22 protein-coding genes and 2 riboswitches are annotated in these 25208 nt (G+C 28.4%); of the genes, 1 reads left to right on the forward strand and 21 read right to left on the reverse strand.

What is annotated here, in order from left to right:
• Position 1: 1 nt before the first annotated feature.
• Positions 2 to 697, forward strand: coding sequence for an MBL fold metallo-hydrolase (locus CK556_RS03665; RefSeq protein WP_027875507.1), 696 nt, complete (start codon positions 2 to 4; stop codon positions 695 to 697).
• Positions 698 to 701: 4 nt separating this feature from the next.
• Here CK556_RS03665 and CK556_RS03670 read toward each other — a convergent pair whose 3' ends face one another.
• The 21 genes from CK556_RS03670 to ftsH all read right to left on the reverse strand — a co-directional run bounded on the left by CK556_RS03670 (position 702) and on the right by ftsH (position 25178).
• The gene (locus CK556_RS03670; RefSeq protein WP_051412753.1) at positions 702 to 1286 is read right to left on the reverse strand and encodes a methylated-DNA--[protein]-cysteine S-methyltransferase; all 585 of its coding nucleotides are present in this window, start codon (positions 1284 to 1286) and stop codon (positions 702 to 704) included.
• 86 nt (positions 1287 to 1372) lie between these two features.
• Entirely contained in the window at positions 1373 to 2758 is a 1386-nt protein-coding gene (locus CK556_RS03675) for a uracil-xanthine permease family protein (RefSeq protein ID WP_036246641.1), read from the reverse strand.
• 178 nt (positions 2759 to 2936) lie between these two features.
• The gene (locus tag CK556_RS03680; RefSeq protein WP_027875506.1) at positions 2937 to 3650 is read right to left on the reverse strand and encodes a YgjP family zinc-dependent metalloprotease; all 714 of its coding nucleotides are present in this window, start codon (positions 3648 to 3650) and stop codon (positions 2937 to 2939) included.
• Complete coding sequence (ychF, locus tag CK556_RS03685; protein WP_027875505.1) at positions 3622 to 4716, reverse strand: redox-regulated ATPase YchF; 1095 nt, start codon at positions 4714 to 4716, stop codon at positions 3622 to 3624. Before ychF ends, CK556_RS03680 begins: the two co-directional genes overlap by 29 nt.
• A 2-nt stretch (positions 4717 to 4718) precedes the next feature.
• A complete protein-coding gene (locus tag CK556_RS03690) occupies positions 4719 to 4913 on the reverse strand; it encodes a DUF951 family protein (RefSeq protein WP_095761535.1) in 195 nt (64 codons plus the stop codon).
• Positions 4906 to 5616: a 16S rRNA (guanine(527)-N(7))-methyltransferase RsmG gene (rsmG, locus tag CK556_RS03695; RefSeq protein ID WP_027875503.1), complete on the reverse strand. Its 711-nt coding sequence runs from the start codon at positions 5614 to 5616 to the stop codon at positions 4906 to 4908. Before rsmG ends, CK556_RS03690 begins: the two co-directional genes overlap by 8 nt.
• A 99-nt stretch (positions 5617 to 5715) precedes the next feature.
• On the reverse strand, positions 5716 to 6342 hold the full coding sequence (gene pgsA, locus CK556_RS03700) for a CDP-diacylglycerol--glycerol-3-phosphate 3-phosphatidyltransferase (protein WP_027875502.1): 627 nt from the start codon (positions 6340 to 6342) through the stop codon (positions 5716 to 5718).
• Positions 6311 to 7951 carry an APC family permease gene (locus CK556_RS03705; protein WP_036246638.1) on the reverse strand — a complete coding sequence of 547 codons (1641 nt, stop codon included), beginning with the start codon at positions 7949 to 7951 and terminating at the stop codon, positions 6311 to 6313. Before CK556_RS03705 ends, pgsA begins: the two co-directional genes overlap by 32 nt.
• An 88-nt stretch (positions 7952 to 8039) precedes the next feature.
• Complete coding sequence (locus CK556_RS03710) at positions 8040 to 9443, reverse strand: BMP family ABC transporter substrate-binding protein (RefSeq protein WP_027875501.1); 1404 nt, start codon at positions 9441 to 9443, stop codon at positions 8040 to 8042.
• A gap of 73 nt (positions 9444 to 9516) precedes the next feature.
• A riboswitch (nucleoside riboswitch) is annotated at positions 9517 to 9580 on the reverse strand.
• A gap of 99 nt (positions 9581 to 9679) precedes the next feature.
• The gene (deoD, locus tag CK556_RS03715; protein WP_027875500.1) at positions 9680 to 10384 is read right to left on the reverse strand and encodes a purine-nucleoside phosphorylase; all 705 of its coding nucleotides are present in this window, start codon (positions 10382 to 10384) and stop codon (positions 9680 to 9682) included.
• Between the two features lie 19 nt (positions 10385 to 10403).
• On the reverse strand, positions 10404 to 11315 hold the full coding sequence (locus tag CK556_RS03720; protein WP_027875499.1) for an ABC transporter permease: 912 nt from the start codon (positions 11313 to 11315) through the stop codon (positions 10404 to 10406).
• Positions 11299 to 13101, reverse strand: a complete 1803-nt coding sequence (locus CK556_RS03725) for an ABC transporter permease (protein WP_027875498.1) — start codon at positions 13099 to 13101, stop codon at positions 11299 to 11301. Before CK556_RS03725 ends, CK556_RS03720 begins: the two co-directional genes overlap by 17 nt.
• Positions 13094 to 14638, reverse strand: coding sequence for an ABC transporter ATP-binding protein (locus CK556_RS03730; protein WP_027875497.1), 1545 nt, complete (start codon positions 14636 to 14638; stop codon positions 13094 to 13096). The genes CK556_RS03725 and CK556_RS03730 overlap by 8 nt, the downstream gene beginning before the upstream one ends.
• A gap of 237 nt (positions 14639 to 14875) precedes the next feature.
• A riboswitch (nucleoside riboswitch) is annotated at positions 14876 to 14939 on the reverse strand.
• A gap of 169 nt (positions 14940 to 15108) precedes the next feature.
• Positions 15109 to 16302 carry an HU family DNA-binding protein gene (locus tag CK556_RS03740; RefSeq protein WP_095761536.1) on the reverse strand — a complete coding sequence of 398 codons (1194 nt, stop codon included), beginning with the start codon at positions 16300 to 16302 and terminating at the stop codon, positions 15109 to 15111.
• Positions 16303 to 16357: 55 nt separating this feature from the next.
• Positions 16358 to 18244, reverse strand: coding sequence for a tRNA uridine-5-carboxymethylaminomethyl(34) synthesis enzyme MnmG (mnmG, locus tag CK556_RS03745; RefSeq protein ID WP_027875878.1), 1887 nt, complete (start codon positions 18242 to 18244; stop codon positions 16358 to 16360).
• 79 nt (positions 18245 to 18323) lie between these two features.
• The gene (locus CK556_RS03750; RefSeq protein WP_051412780.1) at positions 18324 to 20177 is read right to left on the reverse strand and encodes a PTS transporter subunit EIIC; all 1854 of its coding nucleotides are present in this window, start codon (positions 20175 to 20177) and stop codon (positions 18324 to 18326) included.
• Positions 20178 to 20251: 74 nt separating this feature from the next.
• Positions 20252 to 20563 carry a hypothetical protein gene (locus CK556_RS03755; protein ID WP_027875877.1) on the reverse strand — a complete coding sequence of 104 codons (312 nt, stop codon included), beginning with the start codon at positions 20561 to 20563 and terminating at the stop codon, positions 20252 to 20254.
• On the reverse strand, positions 20563 to 21243 hold the full coding sequence (locus CK556_RS03760) for a copper homeostasis protein CutC (protein WP_027875876.1): 681 nt from the start codon (positions 21241 to 21243) through the stop codon (positions 20563 to 20565). Before CK556_RS03760 ends, CK556_RS03755 begins: the two co-directional genes overlap by 1 nt.
• Positions 21233 to 22384 carry an N-acetylglucosamine-6-phosphate deacetylase gene (gene nagA, locus CK556_RS03765; protein WP_027875875.1) on the reverse strand — a complete coding sequence of 384 codons (1152 nt, stop codon included), beginning with the start codon at positions 22382 to 22384 and terminating at the stop codon, positions 21233 to 21235. Before nagA ends, CK556_RS03760 begins: the two co-directional genes overlap by 11 nt.
• 84 nt (positions 22385 to 22468) lie before the next feature.
• On the reverse strand, positions 22469 to 23191 hold the full coding sequence (gene nagB, locus CK556_RS03770; protein WP_027875874.1) for a glucosamine-6-phosphate deaminase: 723 nt from the start codon (positions 23189 to 23191) through the stop codon (positions 22469 to 22471).
• A 4-nt stretch (positions 23192 to 23195) separates the two neighbouring features.
• Entirely contained in the window at positions 23196 to 25178 is a 1983-nt protein-coding gene (gene ftsH, locus CK556_RS03775) for an ATP-dependent zinc metalloprotease FtsH (RefSeq protein ID WP_027875873.1), read from the reverse strand.
• Between the last annotated feature and the right edge of the window lie 30 nt (positions 25179 to 25208).

The following is a 25208-nucleotide window of genomic DNA, read 5'->3' on the forward strand; positions in this document are numbered from 1 at the left end:
GATGAACAAACAAATAGTAAATTTTAAATGTTCTGTGATGAATGATGCAAATGGCTATTTATTAGTAAATAACCAAACAAAAAAGGCAATTCTTATTGATGGTGGTTATAATAGCGAAAAGATATTAGACTTTTTGAAAAATAATGAAATACAATTAACAGACATTTTTATTACTCATTTTCACTATGATCATACTGTTGGTATTGATGAAGTTTCTTTAAAAACTCAAGCAAATTTATGAATTCATAAACTCGATTTTCCATTTTTATTAAATAATGATATGAATGGGACTCAAAAAGGAGATACAGTGAATTTTAATCAAAAATCTATCAGATTTAAAATTTTTGACAAATTCCAAACATTGACTTTGAATGACTTTAAAATAACTTTAAAGCACGTTGGGGGTCATACACCAGGATCAACATTTTATGAAGTTGATAATAATTCTGTTTTTGTTGGAGATACACTTTTTAAAAGTGGAATTGGATTTCATAAAAAAATGATTGAAAAATCAGCGAACTCAATTTTAAGAAAATTATTTGATAAGACTTGTAATGATGAAGACTTTTACAAGTCTCTAATTATGATTACTAAAAATTATTCTAATTTTACTATATACCCAGGTCATTGAGATGAATTTGAATTGCAAGACATTATTTCAAATAAAGAGCACCCAATACATAAAATAAAGCCATAAGGCTTTATTTTTTTATAAATGATTTTTCATGGTTTATTAAAAATTCTTTTCTTTCACTACCATTAGCGTATTCTCCAAATTCCCCATTACTTTTGATAATTCTGTGACAAGGTATCACTATAGCTATTTTATTCTTGCCTATAGCAGACCCCGCTGCTCTTTGTACGTCATTATTTCCTATTTTATTAGCTAGTTCTTTATAACTTATTGTTTTACCAAAATCAACTTCAAGCAAAGTACTTCAAATATTTTTTTGAAAACTAGTTCCTAGGAAATATACTGGTGTTTCAAAATAAGTTTTTTTACCTCTAAAGTATAAATCAATTTCTTTCTTTATTTTTGCACCTATTTTTGTTCTTGAGAATGTTAAGGTTGCATTTAATTGATCTGCTACTTTTTTTATTTCTTTTTCTAAATCTTCTTTATCTATAAATTCCAATAAATATAAATATCTTTTATCATTAATTGCTATCATTTCTCCTAATTGTGTATTAAAAGTGCTGGCATATAAAATTGATTTAGCTTTATCTATATTCTTAATTTCCAAGTTTGTTTTTAAATTCTTTTTAGCTTGATTTTTTTCTTTCATATAAACTTTTCCTTAATTTTTTTGCTATGACTTTATCATATATAAAAAAATTAAAATACAAAAACAAATATATTTGTATTAAGAATTTATTTTTTGATTTTTGATTTGACTCATTCTATTATCCAAAATCCCTCATTAAGTTTTGTTGGTAATATTAAATTTAGTATTATGCCTGATATTGCTGCAAGCCCTAGACCTGATAAATTAAATGATCCTAAATCAATCATTTCACCCTTAACACTTAAAACAACACCAATTATTAATACTGTTGATGAAATGAAAACATTTCTCATATTCATATAATTAGTTTTATTAGCAATTAAAACTCTTACTCCGTTTATGCTTATAAAACCAAACATAATCATTCCTACACCACCCATAACTGGAGCTGGTAACATCGCTATTGTTTGATTTACTGGGGCAATAAATGACATTATAATTGCAATGATAGCTGCAAGCCCTAAAACTCAAACTGAAGCAACTTTTGTCATACCAACAACCGCTGTATTTTCGCCATAAGTTGTGTTAGGTGGTCCTCCAACTAAACCATCAAAAATAATAGAAACTCCATCCGCTATTAAAGTTTTATGTATACCAGGGTTCTTAACAAAATCCTTTTTAGTTATATAACTCATGGCTATATGATCCCCAATATGTTCAGCCATTGCTATTATAGCTAGTGGCGATATAGCAAGTATTGCAGGTAAAATATTACTTGCTTCTTGTTTTCAAATTGTTTTAAACGAAGGGTACCATTCTCAGTTCTGAACATCTGTTATTTTTGATGTATCTAATAAAGAAGAGTTTTTTATTGAAAAATGAATTATTATACTTAACAAAAATCCAACACATATACCAATAATTACTGGTATTACTTTAGCAATTCCTTTTGCTTTCAATGTAATAAGTATTGTTGTAAAAAATGTAAATAAAGCAATAATTACAGCAATTCATTGGGGGTAATTTTGAGTTCACCCCTCTGAATTCATTATTCCTGAATTTTCCAGTGCTGATGGAGCAGCACTAATACCAATAATAATAATTAAAGGTCCTATAACAATTACAGGAAATATCTTTTCAATGAATCCTGTTCCCAAATAGTAAACCAAAATTCCAAATATTATATAAATTAATCCAGCTACCATAATCGCAATAAAAACTGAATTACCATAAGCTTGGTAATTAGCTCCAATTGCCGTCATATATGCAAATGAGCTACCTAAATACATTGGTACCTTTGCTTTTGTTAGAGCTATATAAATAAGTGTTCCAACGCCTGAACAAAATAATGCCATTGACGAATTCATAACTTCTTCTCCTGCTAGTCCATTAATAATTATTGGAACTAAAACAGTTGAGCCAAACATTGCAAACACATGTTGAATTGATAATATGAACCACTGACCAAAACTTTTTGGTTTTTCGTGTGGCTGCAAAACTAATTTAAAATCTTCACTTTTATTTTCTTGCATCTTTTTTTCCTTTCTCGTTTTTACAAAAAAAATAGTCGTCTATAAAAGACGACTATTTGACTGAAAAAAACTTTTTTTCGATTACTTGAGGTAATTTTGATTTTCTAAATTTTGTTGTTTTCATAATAACCCCCAAATAATTCTTAAAGGTAATTATAGATTTTTTAAATAAAAAAGTCTATATTCCTGTAGAATTTAATAAAATTTGTAGCTCTTTATAATTTGGGCAATAAATTTCTACAAAATTTCAAAATTCTCTAGAATGGTTAGGATATAAAATATGAGTTAATTCGTGAATAATTACATAACTTATTATTTCATCATTAAAATGTAGAAGTTTTGTATTATAAGCAATTTTTAGTTCCTTTGGTAAACAATATCCTCATTTAGCTTTCATTAACTTAACATTAACGTTTCTAAACTGAATATTCATTTTTAATCCTCAGTCAATTGTTCTTGAAATAAATCAATTTTTATAATGCTTAGCTAGTATGCTATACATTTTTTTAACTTGTTCTTCATTATCAAAATAATTTTTCATGTAAATTTTATTATTTTCAAATTTTGACCTTGTCAAATTTTCATCAATTATAATTTCAATTTCTTTATCAAATATTTTAACTCATGGATTACTTGAATTAAAATCATAAACCGAAGATAAAATATGTTGATTTTGAACTGAGACTATTTTAGATATATTTTTATAAATGATTTTTTCTACTTCTCAGTCAGGAGTGTTAAGAGGTGCACTAATTCTAACTTCCCCTTGAATAACTCTTAAAATGATATGTTTCTGTTCCTTAAATGTAATTGTATAGCTTAAGTTATTACCTTGATAAGATAATGTTTTCTTTAGTTTTAAATTAGACATTAAATTTAAAGAAACAAACATCACCATCTTGCATTACATAACTTTTACCTTCAAGACGCATTTTTCCAGATTCTTTTACTTTTTTCTCATCTCCTAATTCTAAAAGATCTTTAACATTGTAAATATCAGCTTTAATAAAGCCTCTTTCAAAATCAGTGTGAATTACACCTGCGCATTGAGGGGCAGTTCAACCTTTTTTATATTGTCAACTTCTTGCTTCTTGAGGGCCAGCTGTAAAGTAAGTCTCTAAGTCTAAAGCTTCATATGCTGCTTTAATAACTTGTTCAAGCCCTGAATATTTAACACCTAAATCATTTAAGAACTCCGCCTTTTCTTCAGGTGTTGCCTCACTTAAATCTTCTTCAATTTTTGCACATATTTTTACAACAGATGCGTTATTATTTTTAGCAAACTCTTTAACTTGTTTTACATAATTATTATCTTCAATTAATTCACTATCATTAACGTTTGCCACATAAATGAAAGTTTTAGCTGTTAAAAATTGAAAACCTTTTAAAATTTTAGTTTCTTCATCATTTAACTCCAAAGTATTTAAAAGCTTATTTTCATTTAAGCATGCTTCAGCTTTTTTAAGTACTTCCATTTCAGCAACAAGTGTTTTATCACCGCCGCGAACTTTAGGCGTAATTCTTTCAATGCGTTTCTTAATAGTAGCCTCATCAGATAACATTAATTCTAGATTAATGATTTCAATATCTCTAATTGGGTCTACGTTGCCTTCAACATGAGTTATGTCCTTATTATCAAAACATCTAACAACTTCACAAATTGCATCAGTTTCTCTAATATTTGCTAAAAACGCATTACCTAACCCTTCACCCTTTGATGCTCCCGCAATTAAACCTGCAATGTCAACAAATTCAATTGTTGTTGCCATTTTCTTTTTAGAATTAAATATTTCAAAAATTTTGTTTAATCTTTCATCTGGTACTTCAACAACTCCTACATTTGGTTCGATTGTAGCAAATGGGTAATTTGCTGCTTCTACGTTTGAATTTGTAATTGCATTAAATAAAGTTGATTTACCAACATTTGGTAATCCTACAATTCCTACTTTTAAACTCATTTCTATTCTCCTTTTTTAACTATTTCTTTTATTTGCTTGTCTAATACATTTCTTCTTAATTCAATAAAAAGATCAAATTTATCTGTGCTTCTAAATTTAAACATAGCGCCTATTCTAATAAGTTCTCATTTTATTGTTCCGCTTGGGTGTGATTTCTTGAATATAACAATATCTCCAACTTCCAATTGATTATGCATGATTTTTACTGCTTTCTTTTGCTATCTTAGCGTATTCTCTAGGAAACAATTCAGGAGTTGAACTGTATTTTTCATAAAATAAATTAATTCTTTTTCCAAAGCCTTTATCTGCAATTTGTTGTTTTGATTTAAGCTTTAATTTCATTTTTACATCTTTTGAATTTAAATCTTTAATTTCTTCTTCTGCCCTAGGACCTTTAAGGACTATTACTTGACCATTTACTTTTGCAAATCTAACTGCTAGTTCTAAAATAATATCTAAATAAGCAACTGCTCTAGAAATAACAATGTCATACTTTTCATTTTCTATTCTTGCTAATTCTTCTGCCCTTACATGTTTTGCAGTAATATTTTTTAATTGCAACTTTTTGATTACTAAATTTAAAAAGTTAACTTTTTTATTGTTTGAATCTATAAGTGTTATTTCTGTTTCAGGAAAAAATATTTTAATTACTATCCCCGGAAAACCTGGACCTGTTCCAATGTCTATAATTTTCTGATTAACTATCTTGCATTCCTTTGTAAATAACAATGAATCCAAAAAGTGTTTTTCATAAACCTCATCTTCATCAATAATTCTAGTTAAATTGTATTTTGCATTTTCTTCAACTAAAATTTCAAAATATTCGCTAAGTTTTTGCTTAATTTCTTCAGAAGGATTAATGCCTAAATTTTCGTTAAATATATTTCAATTTTTAAACATTATTTACACCTTCTTTTTCTTTTTTAACTTAAATATTATAGCACATAGTAGGGTTTTTAGTTTTGGCAAAACAAAAAGGAGTTTCCTCCTTTTTAAAAATTAAAATAAATCTTTTCTTGCTTTTAAGAAATAATCCAAACCACTGTATAAACTAAATGCTACTGCTATATACATTGGCAATAAAATTAATTGTTCTTGTCAAACCTTTATTTCAATAAAAGTAATCGAACTAGCAAAAAATAGAATTGATAAACCTGCCATTTGAAAAACTGTTTTTAACTTTCCAAAAGTTCCTGCAGATAATGTTATTTTTTTTGAGCTCAAAATCATTCTAATAAAATCAACAAATATATCTCTTAAAATTAAAACCAATGTTATTCAAACAGGAAGTATTGATCCTGACGAACTAGAAAAGTTAGCAGCAAATAAAATTAAAGTTGAATTAACTAGTAATTTATCTGCGATTGGGTCAAAGAATTTCCCAAATTCTGTCACTTGATTATTTTTTCTAGCTAGGTAACCATCTAAATAATCAGTAAAACTTGCAATAATAAATATAATTCCTGCACTCAACATAGTAGCACTTATTGAGAATATTTGATTTCCTATAGCTGTTTTATCTCAACCATATATGTTTGCAATAACTAGTATTCCAACCACTGGTACTAACAACAATCTTACTAAGGTTAAAATATTAGGTAGATTTAATTTTTGCTTTTGATTCATTTTTTAATTCCTTATGATCCTGTGCTTCTTTGGCTGCCATTCAATTGTTTACTTTCATTAAAGGGTCAATTTCGCCTTCAAAGCCATTTTTAAATGGATATTTTTTAAACATTCTTTCTTGTAATAATCATACAACAATTGTAGCAACTAAAGTAATTAAGAATATTATTGTAAATACCATTCCACCATTTTCTGTTCACTTAGTTTTTTGTCCAGCTGGGTCTAATAACTGAGGCGCTAAGAAAACTATTAATCCACAAATAGTAAAGAATAAGAAGAATACTGTTCCTATAATTGCAGCAGGCCAAAAGAATTTAACTTTGTCAACTTTTACTTTTTGAGTTTTTCTATTAATCATTGCAGATATCATAAGGATTGAAATTACTATAAAAATTAAAACCACACAAACCGAAGACATAATTCCTACGTAAAACATTGGCCCTGTTAGATATCCAGCTTCTTTTCCAGCTTCTGGTGCCACTGTACTAATTCCGTTTCAACCCCCATGTGCAGATAAGCCACCAATTAAAATTAAAGCAACATAAAATGTTCCTGATATTGCTGCTTGTGTAAATGCAGCAGTTTTGAAACTTGCTTTTCCTTCTTTTAAGTAAACTAACTTCATATTGTGATCTGATAGTAAATTTGATGTTCCAAAGTGCGTAAACATATTTATATTGAATAAACAAATAAAGAACATTATTAAATATACAACAGTATTAGCCGCTTTTTCCGCTTTTGGTGATGGATTTGTATTAAATCCTGCAAATACTGTTTTTAAAACACTTTGAACACTACCATCTCCACCTAAGAATAATGAAAATGCCATTAAAACATAAAATAAAGTTATAAATATTAGACCTGCAATAATTGCTAGCGGAACTACTTTTTTATTTTTTGCACTTTTTTGAGTATTAGCTGTGAAAATATAACCATCAAATGAAAATAAAATAGCTCCCATTCCACCCAAGTAATTCATAAATACTGGAGAAACTATTTCTCCTTGATCGTTTGGTCTTAAACCCATTCCAGGCATTGTTTTGTGATTTATTGCATAAATTATAAATCCTGCAAAAAATGCAACGATTAAAGGTATAAACTTTATAAACATAGTTAAAAATTGAATTTTTCTAGAAGCATTCGCTGAATAAACATTTACAAATGCAAATAGTACAAATAACAATAACCCAACAATTATGTAAGTGCTTAGCAATGCTGCTGGATTTGGCGTCACACCAGTGAACACAAAAAAATAAGCAATTGTTAAACTTACAAATATTGATTGGTAAGCTGGCATATAAATTGTTGTATACAGAATTGAAACAAATGATGCAAATTTTCTGTTTATAAATAATTTGCATCAATTACTTACTGTACCATTTCCTTGCTTTTCTGTTGATTTTGCAATTTCCATAAATGCAACGATTGAAATAACACAAACCATACCTATAACAAGTCATAAAACCGTTGCTATTCAAGGGCTTTTTGTTTGTGAGATCAATTCTTGATTCTTTACATAAATTCCTGAACCAATACAAATTCCAATAATTAATAAGAATAAGTACCAAAACTCATAGACTTTTGAGCTTTTATTTTTTTTCTTAAACATCTGTTTTCTCCCTTTTTATAATTTAAAGAAAATATATCAAAAAAAAACAAAAAAAGCAAACAAAAAAGGGGTTTACCCTTTTGGAAAATTATTTTCTATATATTGAGTCTGCATATGCTTTAATTACCTGTTCATTGATAATTGTTTTTGTTATAACATCGCCCTCTTTTGCAGGAACATATCCATTTGTTGTATCATTAATTGTTTTAAACAATTCAATTGAAGCACTAGTCAATGCTTCTGGAGTAAATGTTGTTGAAATTTTTTCATTAATTTCTTCTGTTAATAAGTTTTTCCCTGTTGCAGATGCTTTACCGTTAACTCAAACATCATTGCCTGTTCAATCACCGTCTGTAGCGACCTCTTCAATTGGTTTATATTCGCCTTTTTCATCAGCAACTAAAAACTTACTTTCTTCAGTATTATACATTTTATCAGCTTTAGCCATTACTGTTGTTTCTTTTCCATCAGCATCTGATACTTTAACATCTTTTCATTCAGGAGTATGAGCTAAACCTAAAATTGCAGAGTTATATAAATCTTTTTCTGCTGATGTTATAAATCTTCCGGCACTTGCTTCTTTTTCAAATGATAAAGCTTGATCTGTATCAACACCTACCATTTTTCAATTATTATCAAAACTTAGCGCATCAGCAGTTTGAGGTCCGGCCACTGCCATCATTACATTAGGTTTTGCTGCTTTAGTTGGATTTGTTATATTAGTTAATACTGTTCTTGCTTGACCTACTAAAAAACTATTTGAAAATCAATTTTCGTCTGAGTTTTTTTCAGGGTAATCATTTTGAGCTTTTCTTGCTTCTATTTTAGCAGCGTTATCTAATTCATCTTCTTTAATTCCAATTGAAGTAAGCATTTCAGCATCATCCTTTATTTCATTTCAAACATAAGTTGATGCTAAATAACCTACAATAAAATTATCAACAGAAGCTGGGTTTGAAATACCTCCGAATGCTCCTAATGAAATAGTGTTATTTGTTTTGTCATAGTTTCCTTCATTAATTGAAACAACTATACTTGCCATACCAGCATAAAATCCTGAAACATCTCCTCTAAAGTTAAAGGCTATTTGATTTTTTTGACCACCATTTTGTGAATCTAACAATATTGTTGAACCATCTTCACCCATAATTCCAGGTGCTTTATTAGCTCCTTCAACTGTATGGTGAAAACCAGGAAGAATTAAAGTTTTTGCACCATTTCTTTTAGCATTGCTATAAGCTCTAGTTAAATTTGCTTCTGTTGCTGAAGCAGGCTGAATATAAGCCGCTTTATTTTCATTTCCTAAGATTTTTTGTGAAAAATCGGAAGCAGCCTTATATGAAGATTCGTTAAACGATTTATCGTCTATTCTTCCGGCATCAGTTACTAAATAAATTTGATTATTAAATTTTTCGCTTCCACAAGCTACTACTGTTGTTGCACTTGTACCAACAACAGTTACAGACATAAGACCTAAAAGTAATTTTTTCATATTTGTTCCCCTTTAATTTTAATTGATTTGTTTATCTTAATAACAAATTAACTTTATATTTTTTCTCTTCTTTACTTATAGTCTCATAATAGGTCATGAGGCAGAAACACTAATCCTTTATATTAGTTTGTATAAGTTGATTTAATTATTAAGGAAAATACTTTTATGTAGAAGATGTTTTAAATTAATGAAATTTAAATAATTCAATCTAATACAATACAATTTTATAACATTTTTTAAAGTTTTATTGCTGTTTCAAGAGCCAATTCAACCATTTTCATAAAATTATTTTGTCTCTCTTCGGCAGTTGTTTCTTCTTTTGTTACTAAATTATCTGAAATTGTCAATAAACAGGCTGCCTGTTTATTAGCTTTGATAGCATTTGCAAAAAGCGCGAATGATTCCATTTCAACAGCATCTAGATTATTTTTTTCTGCAAAACTAAAAACATTTTCATGTCTATAAAAAACATCAGACGAATGAATTCTTCCACTTAATGTTTGTATATCAAACTCGGTTGCTGTTTTTTCAATTAAATTAAACAATTTATCACTTGAGCCTATTATTCTATTATCAATGTTTGCTGCTATTTTAGCATAATCACTATCTCCATAAGCTTCCTTAACATTGTAAATATCATATAAATTAATTTTTTCTTTGTAGCTTCCTGCTGAACCAATTCTTATTATATTTTCAACATCATAAAAATTAAATAACTCATAAGAGTAAATTCCTATACTTGGGCATCCCATACCACTACCCGCAATTGTTACTTCCTTACCTTTGTATGTTCCCGTAAAGATAAGCATGTTTCTTACTTCATTAACAAGTTTTACATCTTTCAAAAATGTTTCAGCTATTTTTTTTGCTCTTAAAGGGTCACCTGGCATAAGAACTGTTTTAGCAATTTCCCCTTTTTTTGCATTAATGTGTGGTGTCATATATTATTCCTCTTTTTTTCTATCTTAAAGTTTTATCGAATGCTATTCCTGATGCTTGTGGTGGTGAAGATCATTTAGATGCAATAATCATTACAAAAATTGACATCATAAACGGCATTGCTTTTGTTAAAGGTCTAAATTGTGAGCCTATGTCTAATCCCGTTCCAATAGCAAACATTATTGAAAATATTGCTGAGAAAAAGACAATTAAACTAACTCTTCATTGCCCAATTATCATAATGGCTAATGAAATAAAACCTAAACCCTGTACTGAACCATCAAAATTTTGTAATGTTTGTGTAATAACAAATATTGCCCCGGCAAGACCTGCAATTGCACCAGAAATTGTTATACATATAAATCTATATCTATTTACTTTAATTCCTGCTGCATCCAACGCATTTGGATTTTCACCAGCAGAAATATGTCTAGTTCCTGTTTTAGTAAAAGTAAAATATAGTCCAATAAATAAACTAAAGCAAAATGCTATTAGCATATAAGCACTTAAAAATGAAAAACCATTCATAACCTCCGGAGATATTTGGGCATTTATTGTGCTTCCATTTGATACAGCTTTTATATTAACTACAAATAATCCTATTCCTTGAGCTAATAAGTTTATTACTGTCCCTGATATTACTTGATCTGTTTTTAGTTTCAAACTCATAAAAGAGTGTAGCAATGAGAATAAAGCTCCACCAAACATAGCAATTATAAATGCAATTGTTATTATTGTTACTTTAATTGAAACAACATCAACCCCTGCATCTTTAATAAAATAAATACTTAATGTGTAAAATAGTGCACCAATTGTCATAAATCCTTCAATTCCTAAGTTTACAACTCCCGACCTTTCAGTGAACATGCCAGCAATTGCGGCTAAAGTAAATATGGCAAAGAAGGCTAAAAATAATTTAAATATTGTTTCCATACTTACTTAAAACCTCCATTTGTTTTTTAATTAATTCAACTTTTAAAATTTCTAAATTATGCTTATAATTTTCTTTGTCTGATTTCAAGTTATTCTTCTTATTTTTAAAGTCATTTTTTACTTCTTTTAAATATTTTTTTGCATTTTTTTTATTTTCTTTATATATTTTATATATTTCTTTTACATCTTTATCATGATTTTCAACTACGCTTAGTATCTCATTTTTCAGTGTTAAAACTTTAGTCTCATCATGATTATTTGCTTCAATGTCAAAAATATATGCTTCTTTTTCAGCAATTTTATCTAAAGCTAAGTAGGTTATTCTGTTATAACTTGTTATATATTTTTTTCTTAAACCCAATTTTGTTTTGTCAAAATAATTTAAAGCAAATTTTGTATTTAAGTTATTTATTTTTAATTTGTTGTCTTTTATATTATTTTTAATTTTGGAAATTTTAAATTTCTTTAGATCTTTATAGTTTAATTTTAATTCCTTAATTTCCATTTTTAGATTTAACTTATTGTCCTTAGAATTTTTTAAATCTTTTTTAAAAACTGAAATTTGCTCTTTTATTTTTTTCAATTCTTGATTTTTATAAATATTTATTATATTAATTCTTTCTGTCCATATGTCATTTTTTAACGACCTAATTTTATTACTAAATATTGGATCTTTAATTTTGTAAATAAAGTTTTTTATATATTTTGTTCCATCAAATTTTATAAATAAAGTGTACATAGTTGAGAAAAGTATAATTATTCCAAATAATAAGTCTGCAGTCTCTTTTGGAAGACCCATATATTGAGGATTTGATTGAGCTAGTTCTATCCCATCTCTAAGTAGTGTTCAAAGAATTGCAATTGGTATAATTCCAATAAAATTATTGAACGCTACTAAAGCAACCGGAATTCCTTCAAAACCAATTAAAGGTAGTATATCATTTGACAATCCTATGCTTCCCTCAATACCAAAATAATAAAAGAAGCCTGCTGCAGAAATTAAAATACCTTGAATTGCAGTTACAGCAATTATTATTTTTTTGCTATTTATACCTGCATATTTTGCAACGCTTTCTTGGTTTCCCACAATTTTATATTTATATCCTATTGTTGTTTTTTCTGTTATTATGAAAACTGAAATTATAGATATTATTGCAAATGAAATAGCAAATATTCACATATAATCACCAAACAATTTTGGAAGCGGAGGTGACATTGTTACTGATCCACCAAAACTTCCTATTGCATAAAATTTTAACAAATATCAAAAAATTCAGTTAATTATTATTGACGTTGCGACTTCATGAATATTAAACATTATTTTTAGGATACCAGTTAAAGATGAAACAAATGCTCCAAAAATAATAAACATAATAAATATTAATAGAACAGTTCCATTACTTGCATTTTGAAAGCCCGTTCCCATGGTTGAAGATAGGAAAATGTAAGATATAAGCAATCCAGCAATTGCTTGACCACTTCCACCCATGTTAAAAAGTTTTACTTTGAATCCTAAAGCTAATCCCAAACCTAGTAATAGAAATACAGAGAGTTGAATTAATGTGTTTCCTGTCGTGTCAGAATCGAAGATTGGGCTAAATAAACTGTAAAAGATAAACCCTATCCCATCCATACCTAGCATATACAGAAAGATAATACCAACTATTAAACCTACAGCAATAGATATTGACGATGCTTTAACATAAGACATCTTGGTTTTAAAAGTTGTTGATCTAACATAGGCAACTTGCTTTGTCTTGAATTTTCAAATTGAAACTTTATTCATTTGTTATCCCTCCCGCTGAAACCATCATTTTTCCTACGATTTCTCTTGTTGCTTCTTTTCCTGATACTTCTCCAACTTTACTTCCTGAATTTAAAACCACTATTCTATCTGATAGAGATAAAATTTCAGATAACTCATATGAAATTAAAATTATTGTTTTTCCTTCATCTCTTGCTTTTAAAATTTCAGCATGAATAAATTCAATTGAACCAATATCCAATCCTCTTGTCGGTTGGAAAATAATAATGAAATCATTTTCTCTTGACAATTCTCTACCTACAATCATCTTTTGTTGATTACCACCAGATAACTGTCTTGCAATAGCAAATCCTGAGTCTGCATTTCTAACATCAAATTTACTAATAACCGCTTGAGCATTAGTTTGTAATTTTTCTTGGTTAATAATTCCGTGTTTGCTATATTTCTTACTTGAAATATCTTGCAACGCGACATTTGTAATTAAATTTGCATCTAAAACTAAACCATATTTGTGTCTATCTTCAGGTATATAGCCCATCTTATATTTGTTATATCTTTTATTTACAGATTCATTTGTTATATCTACGCGATTAATAGTGATTTTTCCGCTTTCAACTTTAACCATTCCTGTTATTGCTTCAGCTAATTCAATTTGGCCATTGCCTTCAACACCAGCAATACCTACAATTTCACCTGGTTTAACTTCTAAAGAAAAATCCTTTAATCCCATTACTTTGTGATTACTGTGTTTTTTAACGTTAATATTTTCAATAATTAAAGTTGCATCATTTGTATTTTTCTTATATTTATTTTTAACTTCAACAAGTTTTCTTCCAACCATTGCTTCAGCTAATTCTTCAATTGAAGTTTTTTTAACATCATATGTACCAATATATTGGCCTCTTCTAATTACTGTAGCTCTGTCTGCAACAGCTTTTATTTCAGCCATTTTATGAGTGATTAAAATAATTGTTTTCCCCATGGCTTGCAATTCTTTTAAAACCTTTAACAAACCATCAATTTCACTTGGAGTTAAAACAGCTGTTGGTTCGTCAAAAACCATAATTTCCGCTTTTCTATAAAGAATTTTTAAAATTTCAACTCTTTGCTTCATACCAACAGAAATATTTTTTACTTTTGCATTTAAATCAACTTCAAGATTATATTCTTTCATTAATTTAGTTAAATCTTCAATAATTTTTTTCTTATTTATAATTTGCTTAAACTTTGTATCTTCAGCACCTAAAACAATATTTTTTCACACAGGGAATATATCAACTAGCTTAAAATGTTGATGAACCATTCCAATACCCAATCTTGTTGCTTTAACAGGTGTTGTTATTATTTCTTCTTTACCATTGATTTTAATGGTTCCCTCTGTAGGTTCATAAATACCAAAGAGAATCGACATTAACGTAGACTTACCTGCACCATTTTCGCCCATTAAAGCATGTATTTCACCTTTACGCACTTCAAGATTAATATCTTTATTAGCAACTATTGTTTTATTAAAAATCATTGAGATGTTATTCATCTCTACAGCATTTATTTTTTTCATTTTACTCCTTTATCAATCTTTGAAATTAATCTTTCAATTTTGAATTCGAAAGTTAATTTAATATAACTTTTTAAGTTTTTTATATATTGTTTAACAAAGCAAATGAGTGAAAAAGATGACGTTATCTTTTTTATTATTAAATTTTTATTGACCGAAAATGATAAGAATATTTTCATCGTAAGATCTCCATTTCAATATTTAAAAAGGGTCTTTTTGTATAAAAAAACAAAAAACCACACATGTAAGTCTCTGAATAGGTTCAGAGGCAGGTCACCAACCCATTATGTTGGCATGTATATGTTTTTTATAAATTGTTCACTTTTATTATATAAAAAAAATGATCACTTTATAAAAATTTCTAAAAACTAAAATATTTTTGGAAATTTTTCAAGAAACATTTAATTCTCTTGAATTAATAATATAATACTATAATTTAAAAAAAATTACCATTAAAGGTAATTCATTAATATTTATTTTTTAACTTCTTTTTTTACTCTTTTTAAGCCTGTTCATTTTGTTTTTGTCATTAATTCTTTTAAATGTTTATTTGCCTTAAATTTAACTGAATTTGAAGCAGGTATTGTAATTATTTCTCCAGTTGATGGATTTTTACCTTGTTTTTGTTCCTTATGAATTTTTTCAAGTTTACCAAAGTTTGAAATCATTATTTCTTCATTTTTAAATAATGTTTCTGACATAATTTCAAATGCTGAGTCCACAATTTTTTTAACTGCTTTTTTACTTAAGTCAGAATGTTTTTCCTCTAACTTAACTAATAAATCTTTTTTAGAAACTTGTTCATAGTGCTTTTTAATAACATATTTAGATTCAGTTTTTGAAATACCAACTAGCGCCGCTTTAGTTTCAACTACTTTAACTTCTTCAACTTTTTTAGCTTCAACATTAGTTTCTTTTTTTACAGCTGGTTTTTTAGTTCCTGAAGTTTTTTTAGCTACTGGTTTTGATTCAGTTTTTTTAGCTTCAACATTAGTTTCTTTTTTTACAGCTGGTTTTTTAGTTCCTGAAGTTTTTTTAGCTACTGGTTTTGATTCAGTTGTTGGCTTTGATTCAGTTTTTTTAGCTTCAATATTAGTTTCTTTTTTTACAGCTGGTTTTTTAATTGCTGAAGTTTTTTTATTTTTAACAATAAGTTCTTCTTCAAGTTTTTCTTCTAATTCAACAGCTTCTTGTTTAATTTCTTGTTCAGTTGCTTGTTTAACTTCAACTGGTGCTGTTGTTGAACCTTTTTCTGAAAGAATTTTATTAATTTTATTTTCATTTACTCAACTTAAAATTATTCAAATTACTAAGAAAATAATTCCTACCAATCCAATTCAGTTGATTAACAAGTCTCAAAATATAGGTAATAAGAATGTATTGTACTCTCCTCCTGTTACACCTATTAATTTAAATTGTGCAAATGATTTGAAGCCCATTGGTCCATTGAAAAAGTGACTTAATTCTTTAGATCCTGAAAATCAAGCAGTGTCTAAGTATTTTTCATTTATTAATCCTGTTGCTTTAATTGTTGTTAATCATTCAGATGTTCCATTTGTAACCTGATTAATTATTTTAAAAACTAATACTAAACCAATAAATAGAATTAGTAAAATAATTAAACTTATTGTTCTAGTATGCTTTTTATTTCTCATTTCTATTGACATAGTTATGCCTCCTATTCCTTTTTATTATAAACAAATATTATTATTTAGTTTACTATTAGTGTACTTTTTCATCATTAGCATATGTATTTTTCAAGTAAAATAGCAACATTTGTATGTCTGCTGGATTAACTCCTGTTATTCGTGAAGCTTGCCCTATGTTTAAAGGTTTAACCTTTTTTAGTTTTTGTCTTGCTTCTGTTGCTAAATTTTCAACCTTATCATAATCAATGTCAAATGGTATTTTTTTCTTTTCTAATTTAATCAATCTTTCAACTGTTTGTCTTTCAGTTTTAACATATCCTGCAAATCTAGTTTCAATAACAATTGATTGTAACTGATTATTTTTAAGATTTTGTAATTTAGAAACATAAGGAATCATTTCATTAATATCAACTGTTGGTATTTTCAAAATTTCAATTCCACTGTATCCGTGTTTTAAATCGGCTTGATTTAATTCTTTTAATTTTAAAGCTAACTCAGATTTTGGAGTAAATCTAATTTCTTCTAACTCCTTAATAGCTTCATCAATCTCTTTTACATACTTTAAATATAGATCATATTCAACTTTTTTAACCAATCCAATTTCAAAACCTTTTGCTTTAAGTCTGCTCTCAGCATTATCATTTCTTAGAAGTAATCTATGTTCTGCTCTACTAGTTAATAATCTATAAGGTTCTCAGACTCCTTTATTAATTAAGTCATCAATCATCACTCCAATGTATGCTTCATCTCTTCTTAAAATTAACGGCTCTAAATTATCAATTTTTCTTGTTGCATTTATTCCTGCTATCAGTCCTTGACCAGCAGCTTCTTCATAACCACTAGTTCCGTTTATTTGCCCAGCTGTAAATAAATTTTCAATTGCTTTTAATTCTAATGATGGTTTAAGTTGCATTGGATTAATACAATCATATTCAATTGCGTATGCTCATGTTTTAACTTCTGCATTTTCAAAACCAGGTAGAGATCTGATCATTAATAATTGAATATCTATTGGCATTGATGTTGAAAATCCTTGAATATATCAAGCATCCCCTTTTAATGATTCTGGTTCAATAAAAATTTGATGAGTTTCTTTTGATGAAAATCTCACAATTTTATCTTCAAAACTTGGGCAATATCTTGGACCTATAGAATCCACTTTTCCAGAATACATTGCTGATTTTGTTAAGTTTTCTTCAATAATTTTTTTTGTATCATTTGTTGAGTGAATTAAATAGCATAATTCTTGATTCTCAATTGGCGTGTATTTACTTGTTAAAAAACTAAAAGCCAATTTAGCGTTTGTTCCTGGTTCTTTTATTGCTCTAGAAAGATCTACTGAATTCTTATAAATTCTTGGTGGCGTTCCAGTTTTAAATCTAAATAATTCAATACCTGAATCTTTTAAAGATTTGCTTATTCCAGTTGTTGTAGGTTCTTCATTAGGGCCTGAAGAAAATTTTTCATGCCCTGTCAATATTTCTGATTTTAAATAAGTTCCAGTTGTTAATATTACAGCCTTAGCTTCAATGGTTTCTCCAGTACTTAATTTAACACCTTTTATTTTATTATTATCGATTATTAATTCTGTTGCTGCTGCTTCAATTAGTTTTAGATTATCTTGTTCAATTACAATTTTTTGCATATATTTAGAATACTCTTCTTTATCAGATTGAACTCTCAAAGCTCAAACACCAGGTCCTCTTGATGAATTAAGCAACTTAGTTTGCAAAGCTGTTTTGTCAGCTGCTTTGGCCATTTCTCCACCTAAAGCATCAATTTCTCTAACTACAATTCCCTTTGCTGGTCCACCAATACTTGGATTACATGGCATTGCAGCAATTCTGTCTTTATATAAATTAATTAATGCTGTTTTTTTATTCAGTCTTGCTGATGATAATGCTGCTTCAACACCAGCGTGGCCACCACCAATAACAACTACATCAAATTTTTTATTCATTAAAAACACCTTTTCTATTTTATTTCTATTTAATTTTAGCCTTTTTTTCTTAATAAACAATAAAAGAAAAAAATCTCAATTATTGAGATTTTTTTAAATTTTCTTTTGGCTTTGGCTTTGAATGAGAATTTCTCATTTTTTCAGCAACATGAACAACATCAAGACCAATAACAATTTGTATAGATTCTGAACCTAATCTTTTTATTCCGAAAGCTCCTGCTTTTTTAATTTTAGCTTCATCTATGTTTTTGTTATCTTTCAAAATTAATCTTAAACGTGTCATACAGTTATCTATTGAAACTATATTGTCTTCACCTAAAGCTTCAATTATTTCATCTGCCATTACTTGATATTTATCACCCGAATTTGAAGAAGCAGTTTTTTCTAAAGAATTTTCTTCTGACTTTTCTTCTCTACCAGGAGTAGGAATATTTAATTTTTTAATTAATGTATAGAATACTCCTAAATAAATTCCAAAAGCTGCACTTGTTAGAACTAACACTCATAGAGGATTAGCTAAAACTTTAAATGCTCCTTCTTTTGATGCCGCAAATCCTCATGATTGAGCAAATGAAGCAATATAATCGATTAATCCTGCACTAAATCCAAATCCTATTTGAATTTGCATAGAAGTTGATATTGCTACGAATATACCTGAAAGTATTGCATGAACAACTAATAACACAGGAGATATGAACGCAAATGAGAATTCAATTGGTTCTGTAATTCCTGAAATTAGTGAAACAAGCGCAACTCCACCTAGAAACCCTGCAACTTCTTTTCTATTTTCTGATTTTGATGTTAGTATCATAGCTATTGCTATAGCGGGAACTCCACCCATCATAACTGGGAAGAAACCACCTTGGAATAATCCTGATCCTTCAACTCCAGCTGCAAAGGCATTTATATCACCATTAACAATGATTTCTCCCTGACTAATATTACCTGTAATTGGATCAATTACATGACCTTGAATAGGTAATTGGAATCAAAAGAAAGTATTTAAAATTTGGTGTAAACCAAATGGTAATAATAATCTATTCAAAATTGCATATAACGCTGTTCCTGGAATAGCAACAGATGGGTTTGTTGGATCAGCAACTGCTTTACCAAATTGCATTAATACATATTGAATTCATGGTCAAACAATTGCAAATACAAATGCTGTTGGAATAACAGCTATTAATGCAATCATGGGAACGAATCTTCTTCCACTAAAGAAAGATAATGCTTGTGGTAGTTGAATATCTTTGAATTTATTATAGAAATAAGCAGCAAAACATCCTGAAGTAATACCTCCAAGAACTCCTATGTTTAGTACATAAGCTCCACCTGAAACATAATTTACTAATTCTCCACTGGCTGTTTCATATGATGCATTTGTTGGTACATAAAATAATGAAGACAATTTTCCGGCAAGCTCTATGCCTATTATTTCATTATTATCACCAAATATTGGTTTATAAATGTCAAAACCTAATGTTTTACCATAAATCATTGATGGTAAACTTCTTTCAACACTAGTCAAGGCCATAAGTGCGAAGTAGAATATTGCCCCGACAAGGGCAACTTCACCTCTATGGTCTTTACTTAAACCAAATGCGACTCCAATTGCAAACATTAAAGCTAAGTTATCAAAAACAACTGCACCAGGCTGTTGAATAATGAATGATATTCAAAACCCAATTTGATTTCCTGTTCCAGCAAGTATAGCACCAGCTGAATCTGTTGTTGATGTAACACCTAAAGCTCCAAATCTGTTTAAAATGGCTGCGAACGGCAATACAGCAATTGGAAACTGTAATGCTTTTCCAAGTTCTTGAAGTTTATTTAAAAAGTTATTAAATGCGCTTCCACCATTTTTAGTTTTTAAATTATCTTTTTTTTCATTTTTTTGAAAAAAGGATAATTTTTCCTTTATTTGTGTAAACATTTGAAAATTTTTCCTTTCTGTTACCTTATTAATAATAACACCATACCAATTAAAACGAAACAAAAAACAGTAAGCTAACTTACTGTTCCTGCAATACCTAACGCAAAAAGAATAATAGAACCTACAAAACAAGCCACAATAATAAAAATGAAAGCATAGTTTGATCAGAAATCCATTATTTTATATTTACCTGAAACAATTTTAAAATTTTGTTCTTGCTTTCATTTTTTATTTTTTAAGTACTTTCTAAATAATAAAATTGTAACAACGCCTAAAACAATTAGTAGCGCTGAGCATGTTAGCATTATTATTCCAGCTGTTTGTGATACTTTTTGACTTTCTTCAGACGTTGCTATTGCTAAAAATGAATGTTTACTAAATTCCATTATTTTCTTTTTATCCTTTCTTTAATTTCATTTATTACATTTAAATCACATTCAAAGTCTCAGCTGTTTTTAACTCTTGCTAAAGTACCTACATGAATTGATTCAACACTTTGTTTAACTAAATCAATATTGTTTGAATTAATGCCGCCACCTGCTAGTATTTCAATATCACTTAAATTTGATAACTCATTAAGTAGTTTTAAATTTTCTAATATATTTGCTCCACCGCTTGTTAGTATAGTAGAAACTCCTAATTCTTTTAAAATTTTTAAGCCTTCAATTTTATCTAAAACTTCATCAAAAGCTTTATGGAATGTGATTTTTATTTTAGAATCCAATTTTTCCTTGACAATTTTCATTCTTTCAATATCAATGCTTTTATCTTCTTTTAATATACCTATAACAATAGCATTTGGCTTTACTGAATTAATAAATTCAATGTCGCTTAACATTCATTTAAATTCTTCTTCTGTATAGCAAAAATCTCTATCAGTATTTCTAACCATCACATTAATTGGTAATTTAGAAATTTCACACGCTTTTTTAATATCGTCATATTCAGGAGTAAAACCTCCTTTTTTTAACTCTTTACAAAATTCTATTCTATCAGCATTTGATTCATTAATTATTTTAATATCATTTATATTTGCTGCTATAACTTCTAATAATTTATCTTTCATAAACTTTTTTACCCTCTACAAATGTATATAAAACATTGAATTCTTTATCAACAACTACCAAGTCTGCTATTTTATTTTCTTCTATACTTCCTGTTTTTTCATAAATATTTAATTGCTTTGCAATGTTTATTGATGTCATTTTAATTAGCTCTGTCATTGGTATTAAGCACTTTTCTTTATAAAACTTTACGTTATGATTGTATGTTGCACCAGACCCTGCTAAAACATTGTTACTTTTTAGTCTTACTTCTATTCCTTTTTTTATTACTTCTAAATTACCTATTTTATATTCCCCATCTGATAATCCTTTAGCATTAATTGAATCAGTAATTATACATATATTATCTGCTCCTTTAATTTTATAAATCAAATCAAGTATATCTTCATTTAGATGGACTCCATCTGAAATGACCTCAACTAAAATATCTTTATGTGTTAATGCTGATACTGCTAAACCCGGTCTGTAATGATCAACTCCACTCATGCCATTAAAAATATGTGTTACATGTTTTGCTCCTAATAAATAATCTTTTTCTAATTCATAAGATTCTTGATTTGTATGTCCAACAGAAGGAACAATTTTATTATTGATCAAGTACTTTGTAAAGCTACCATCTTGAAGTTCGCTTGCATAGGTAACTATTTTAATATTTTTATTTGATATTTCTATAAACTCTTTTATTAAATCTATATTAGGCTTAACTAGTAAGTTTGGATCATGAGCACCTTTTTTTTCAGCTGAAATAAATGGTCCTTCCATATGTACTCCAAGACATTTAGCTCCTTTTATATTTTTAGCATTTTTAAAATTTTTAAATTCTGTTAAATACTTTTTATTATCCTCAACACTATTAGTTACGCTCGCTTGCACATAAGAAGTAATTCCTTCTTTAATAACATTTTCAGAAAAGGTTAGAAACCTTTTTTCATCACCTGTTTCAAAATCAACACCATATCCACCATGAACATGGCAATCTATAAATCCAGGCATTAGATAATTACCTTTTAAATCAATTACTTCTTCTTTGTTTGCATCAATTTCTTTTTCAGAAATTTTTATAATCTTGTTATCCTTTATTAATAAAGAACCATTTTCAATTATTTTATCTTGTAAAACTATTTTTGCATTTTTTAATATCATTTAATACCTCTTATTATTAATTTTAAATTATTTTGTGTTTTATTATTAAAAAATAAAAAAGAAGTGCAAGAGCACCTCTTTTGCTTATATCAATTTTCCTGCTTCTTCATCAATAACAATTGTTACATTATTATGATTTCTTAAAACTGTACAAGGTCAATTTTCTGAGATTTCAGAATTTACTAAAGCATGAATAGCTTCGGCTTTGCTAGATCCAGTTGCTATTAATAAAATTTTCTTACTATTCATTATAGATTTTAATCCCATAGAATATGCCTTTGTTGGAACTTCACTTAAATCTCCATTAAAGAATTTTTTTGAATTAACTTCAATAGTTTCCTTGGCTAAATCAACTTCACTAGTTAAACTATCAAATGATGTACCTGGTTCATTAAAACCAATATGTCCGTTAACTCCTAAACCTAATAATTGTAAATCAATTCCACCTTTATCTTTAATCAATTGATCATATGCTTCTGGATTGACGTTATTAACCCCTTCAGGAACAAAAGTATTTTTAATATTAATATCAATATGATTAAATAATTTTTCATTCATAAAATATCTATATGATTGAGGATGTGTAGGTTGTAAACCTTTGTATTCATCTAAGTTAAATGTCTTAACATTTGCAAATGAAATTTCACCTTTTTTATAAGATTTAATTAAATTTTCATAAGTCAATATCGGTGATGAACCTGTTGCCAAACCTAAAACTGAGAAGTTATTGATTTTAATTTGATTTTCTATTATTTCTGCAGCTTTTTGCGCTACTTCAATTTCATTTTTTAATTTAATAATATTCATGTTATTACTCGTCTATTTCTAGGTCTTCTACTTTAATGTCGATGATTTCACCTTTTTTTATTTTTTCATCTTCTTTAGCCATTCTAGCTTTTTGTTCTAAAACTTCTTCAGGTAATTTTTTATTTTTATTAATATATTCAATTTGTTCAGCTGTAATTGTTTCTAAAACTCTTAGTGATTCAGCAAGCAATTCTAGTGTTTCCATATTTTCTTTAATAATTTTTAAAGCAATTTTGTATGATTCTTCAAGAATTTTTGAAATTTCAGCATCAATTTTTGTTGCTGTCTCGTCTGAATATGTACCTTCCATTTTTCCATATGACTCTTCTGCCATTGTTAAATATTTAGTCATACCTAAATTAGACATACCAAATTGTACAACCATTCTTCTTGCAATATTTGTTGCTTTATCTAAATCATCATGTGCTCCTGTTGTAACATTTTCTTTTCCAAAAATTATCTCTTCAGCAGCTCTACCACCTAAGTAACCTGCGATAGTTGCAAATAAATCTTTTTTAGATGAGAATACTGTTTCATCTTTTGGAGTCATAATTGTATATCCACCAGCATTACCACGAGGAATAATTGTAACTTTTTGCACTTTTGAAGCACTGTCCAATTTTAACCCAATAAGCGCATGACCAGATTCATGATATGAAACTATATCTTTATCTTGTTTTGTCATAGCACGTGATTTTTTAGCTGGTCCTCCAACTACACGATCAATAGCTTCATCAATTTCAGTGATTGTTATGATGTCACGTTTTTCTCTAACCATTAAAATGGCAGCTTCATTTAAAACGTTTTCTAATTGAGCACCTGAGAAACCTGGAGTTCTTTCAGCAACTCTATATCAATCAACTGAACTATCAATTTTTTTACCTTTTGCATGTAGTTCTAAAATAGCTTTACGCTCTTTAATATCTGGTAGTGAAACCTGAATAACTCTATCAAAACGACCTGGTCTTAATAAAGCTGGGTCTAAAACATCAGCACGGTTTGTAGCAGCCATAACAATAATTCCTGAGTTAGTTCCAAAACCATCCATTTCAACCAATAATTGGTTTAATGTTTGTTCATTTCCACCTGATCCCATTCCGTTGTTTCTTTTTCTACCAACTGCATCTATTTCATCAATAAATATAATTGCTGGCGCTGATTTTTTAGCATCGTTAAACATTTCACGAACACGACTTGCTCCAACCCCAACAAACATTTCTTCAAATTCTGAACCAGCAATTGAGAAGAATGAAACTCCAGCTTCACCAGCAACAGCTTTTGCTAATAATGTTTTACCTGTCCCAGGAGGACCTTCCATTAGAACACCTTTTGGAGCTCTAGCTCCAGCTTCAGCATATTTTGCGGGGAATTTTAGATAATCTACTAATTCTACTAATTCTGATTTTTCTTCTTCAATTCCAGCTACATTATCAAATTTAACTTCTGATTTTTCAGCACGAGCTCTATTTTTACCCATTCCAAATATATTTCCGGCTCCTGAACCAGCTCCAGCTGAACCTTTCATCATAAAGTAAAATACTCCACCAAATAAAATTACATAAATTACTAATGGCGCTAATGAAACAAGCAACGCCATACCAACTGATCCTTGATATACAAGTGATGGTCAAGGTAATGTACCAGTAGGGAAAATTTTACTTAAATCTGATTCATCAACATAGGCAACGAAATTTATAAATCTTCCATCCCCATTAATGTTATATGCGCCTTTTATAACAACTGTTCCATTTGTTCCTTTGTAGATTACTACACTCTTTCAGAATGTGTCGTCTTTAGGATTTAATGTAGGCAAATGTGGGATTGCATTATTTGGGCCTCCACCATTAACCAAAATATTTAATTCATTTCCACTAATTGTTTGAGTTGTTCCCTTTACAGTAACAGAAATTATGATTATTGTGACTACTAAAGCCAAAATAATAATAAGTCAAAATCATAAGGTTGATTTGCTTTTTTTGCTTTTCATTTTATTCCTCCCTCTTAAGATTTTTATTCT

It is taken from the genome of Mesoplasma chauliocola (assembly GCF_002290085.1).
In the GTDB taxonomy this organism is placed as follows: Bacteria; Bacillota_I; Bacilli_A; order Mycoplasmatales; family Mycoplasmataceae; genus Mesoplasma; species Mesoplasma chauliocola.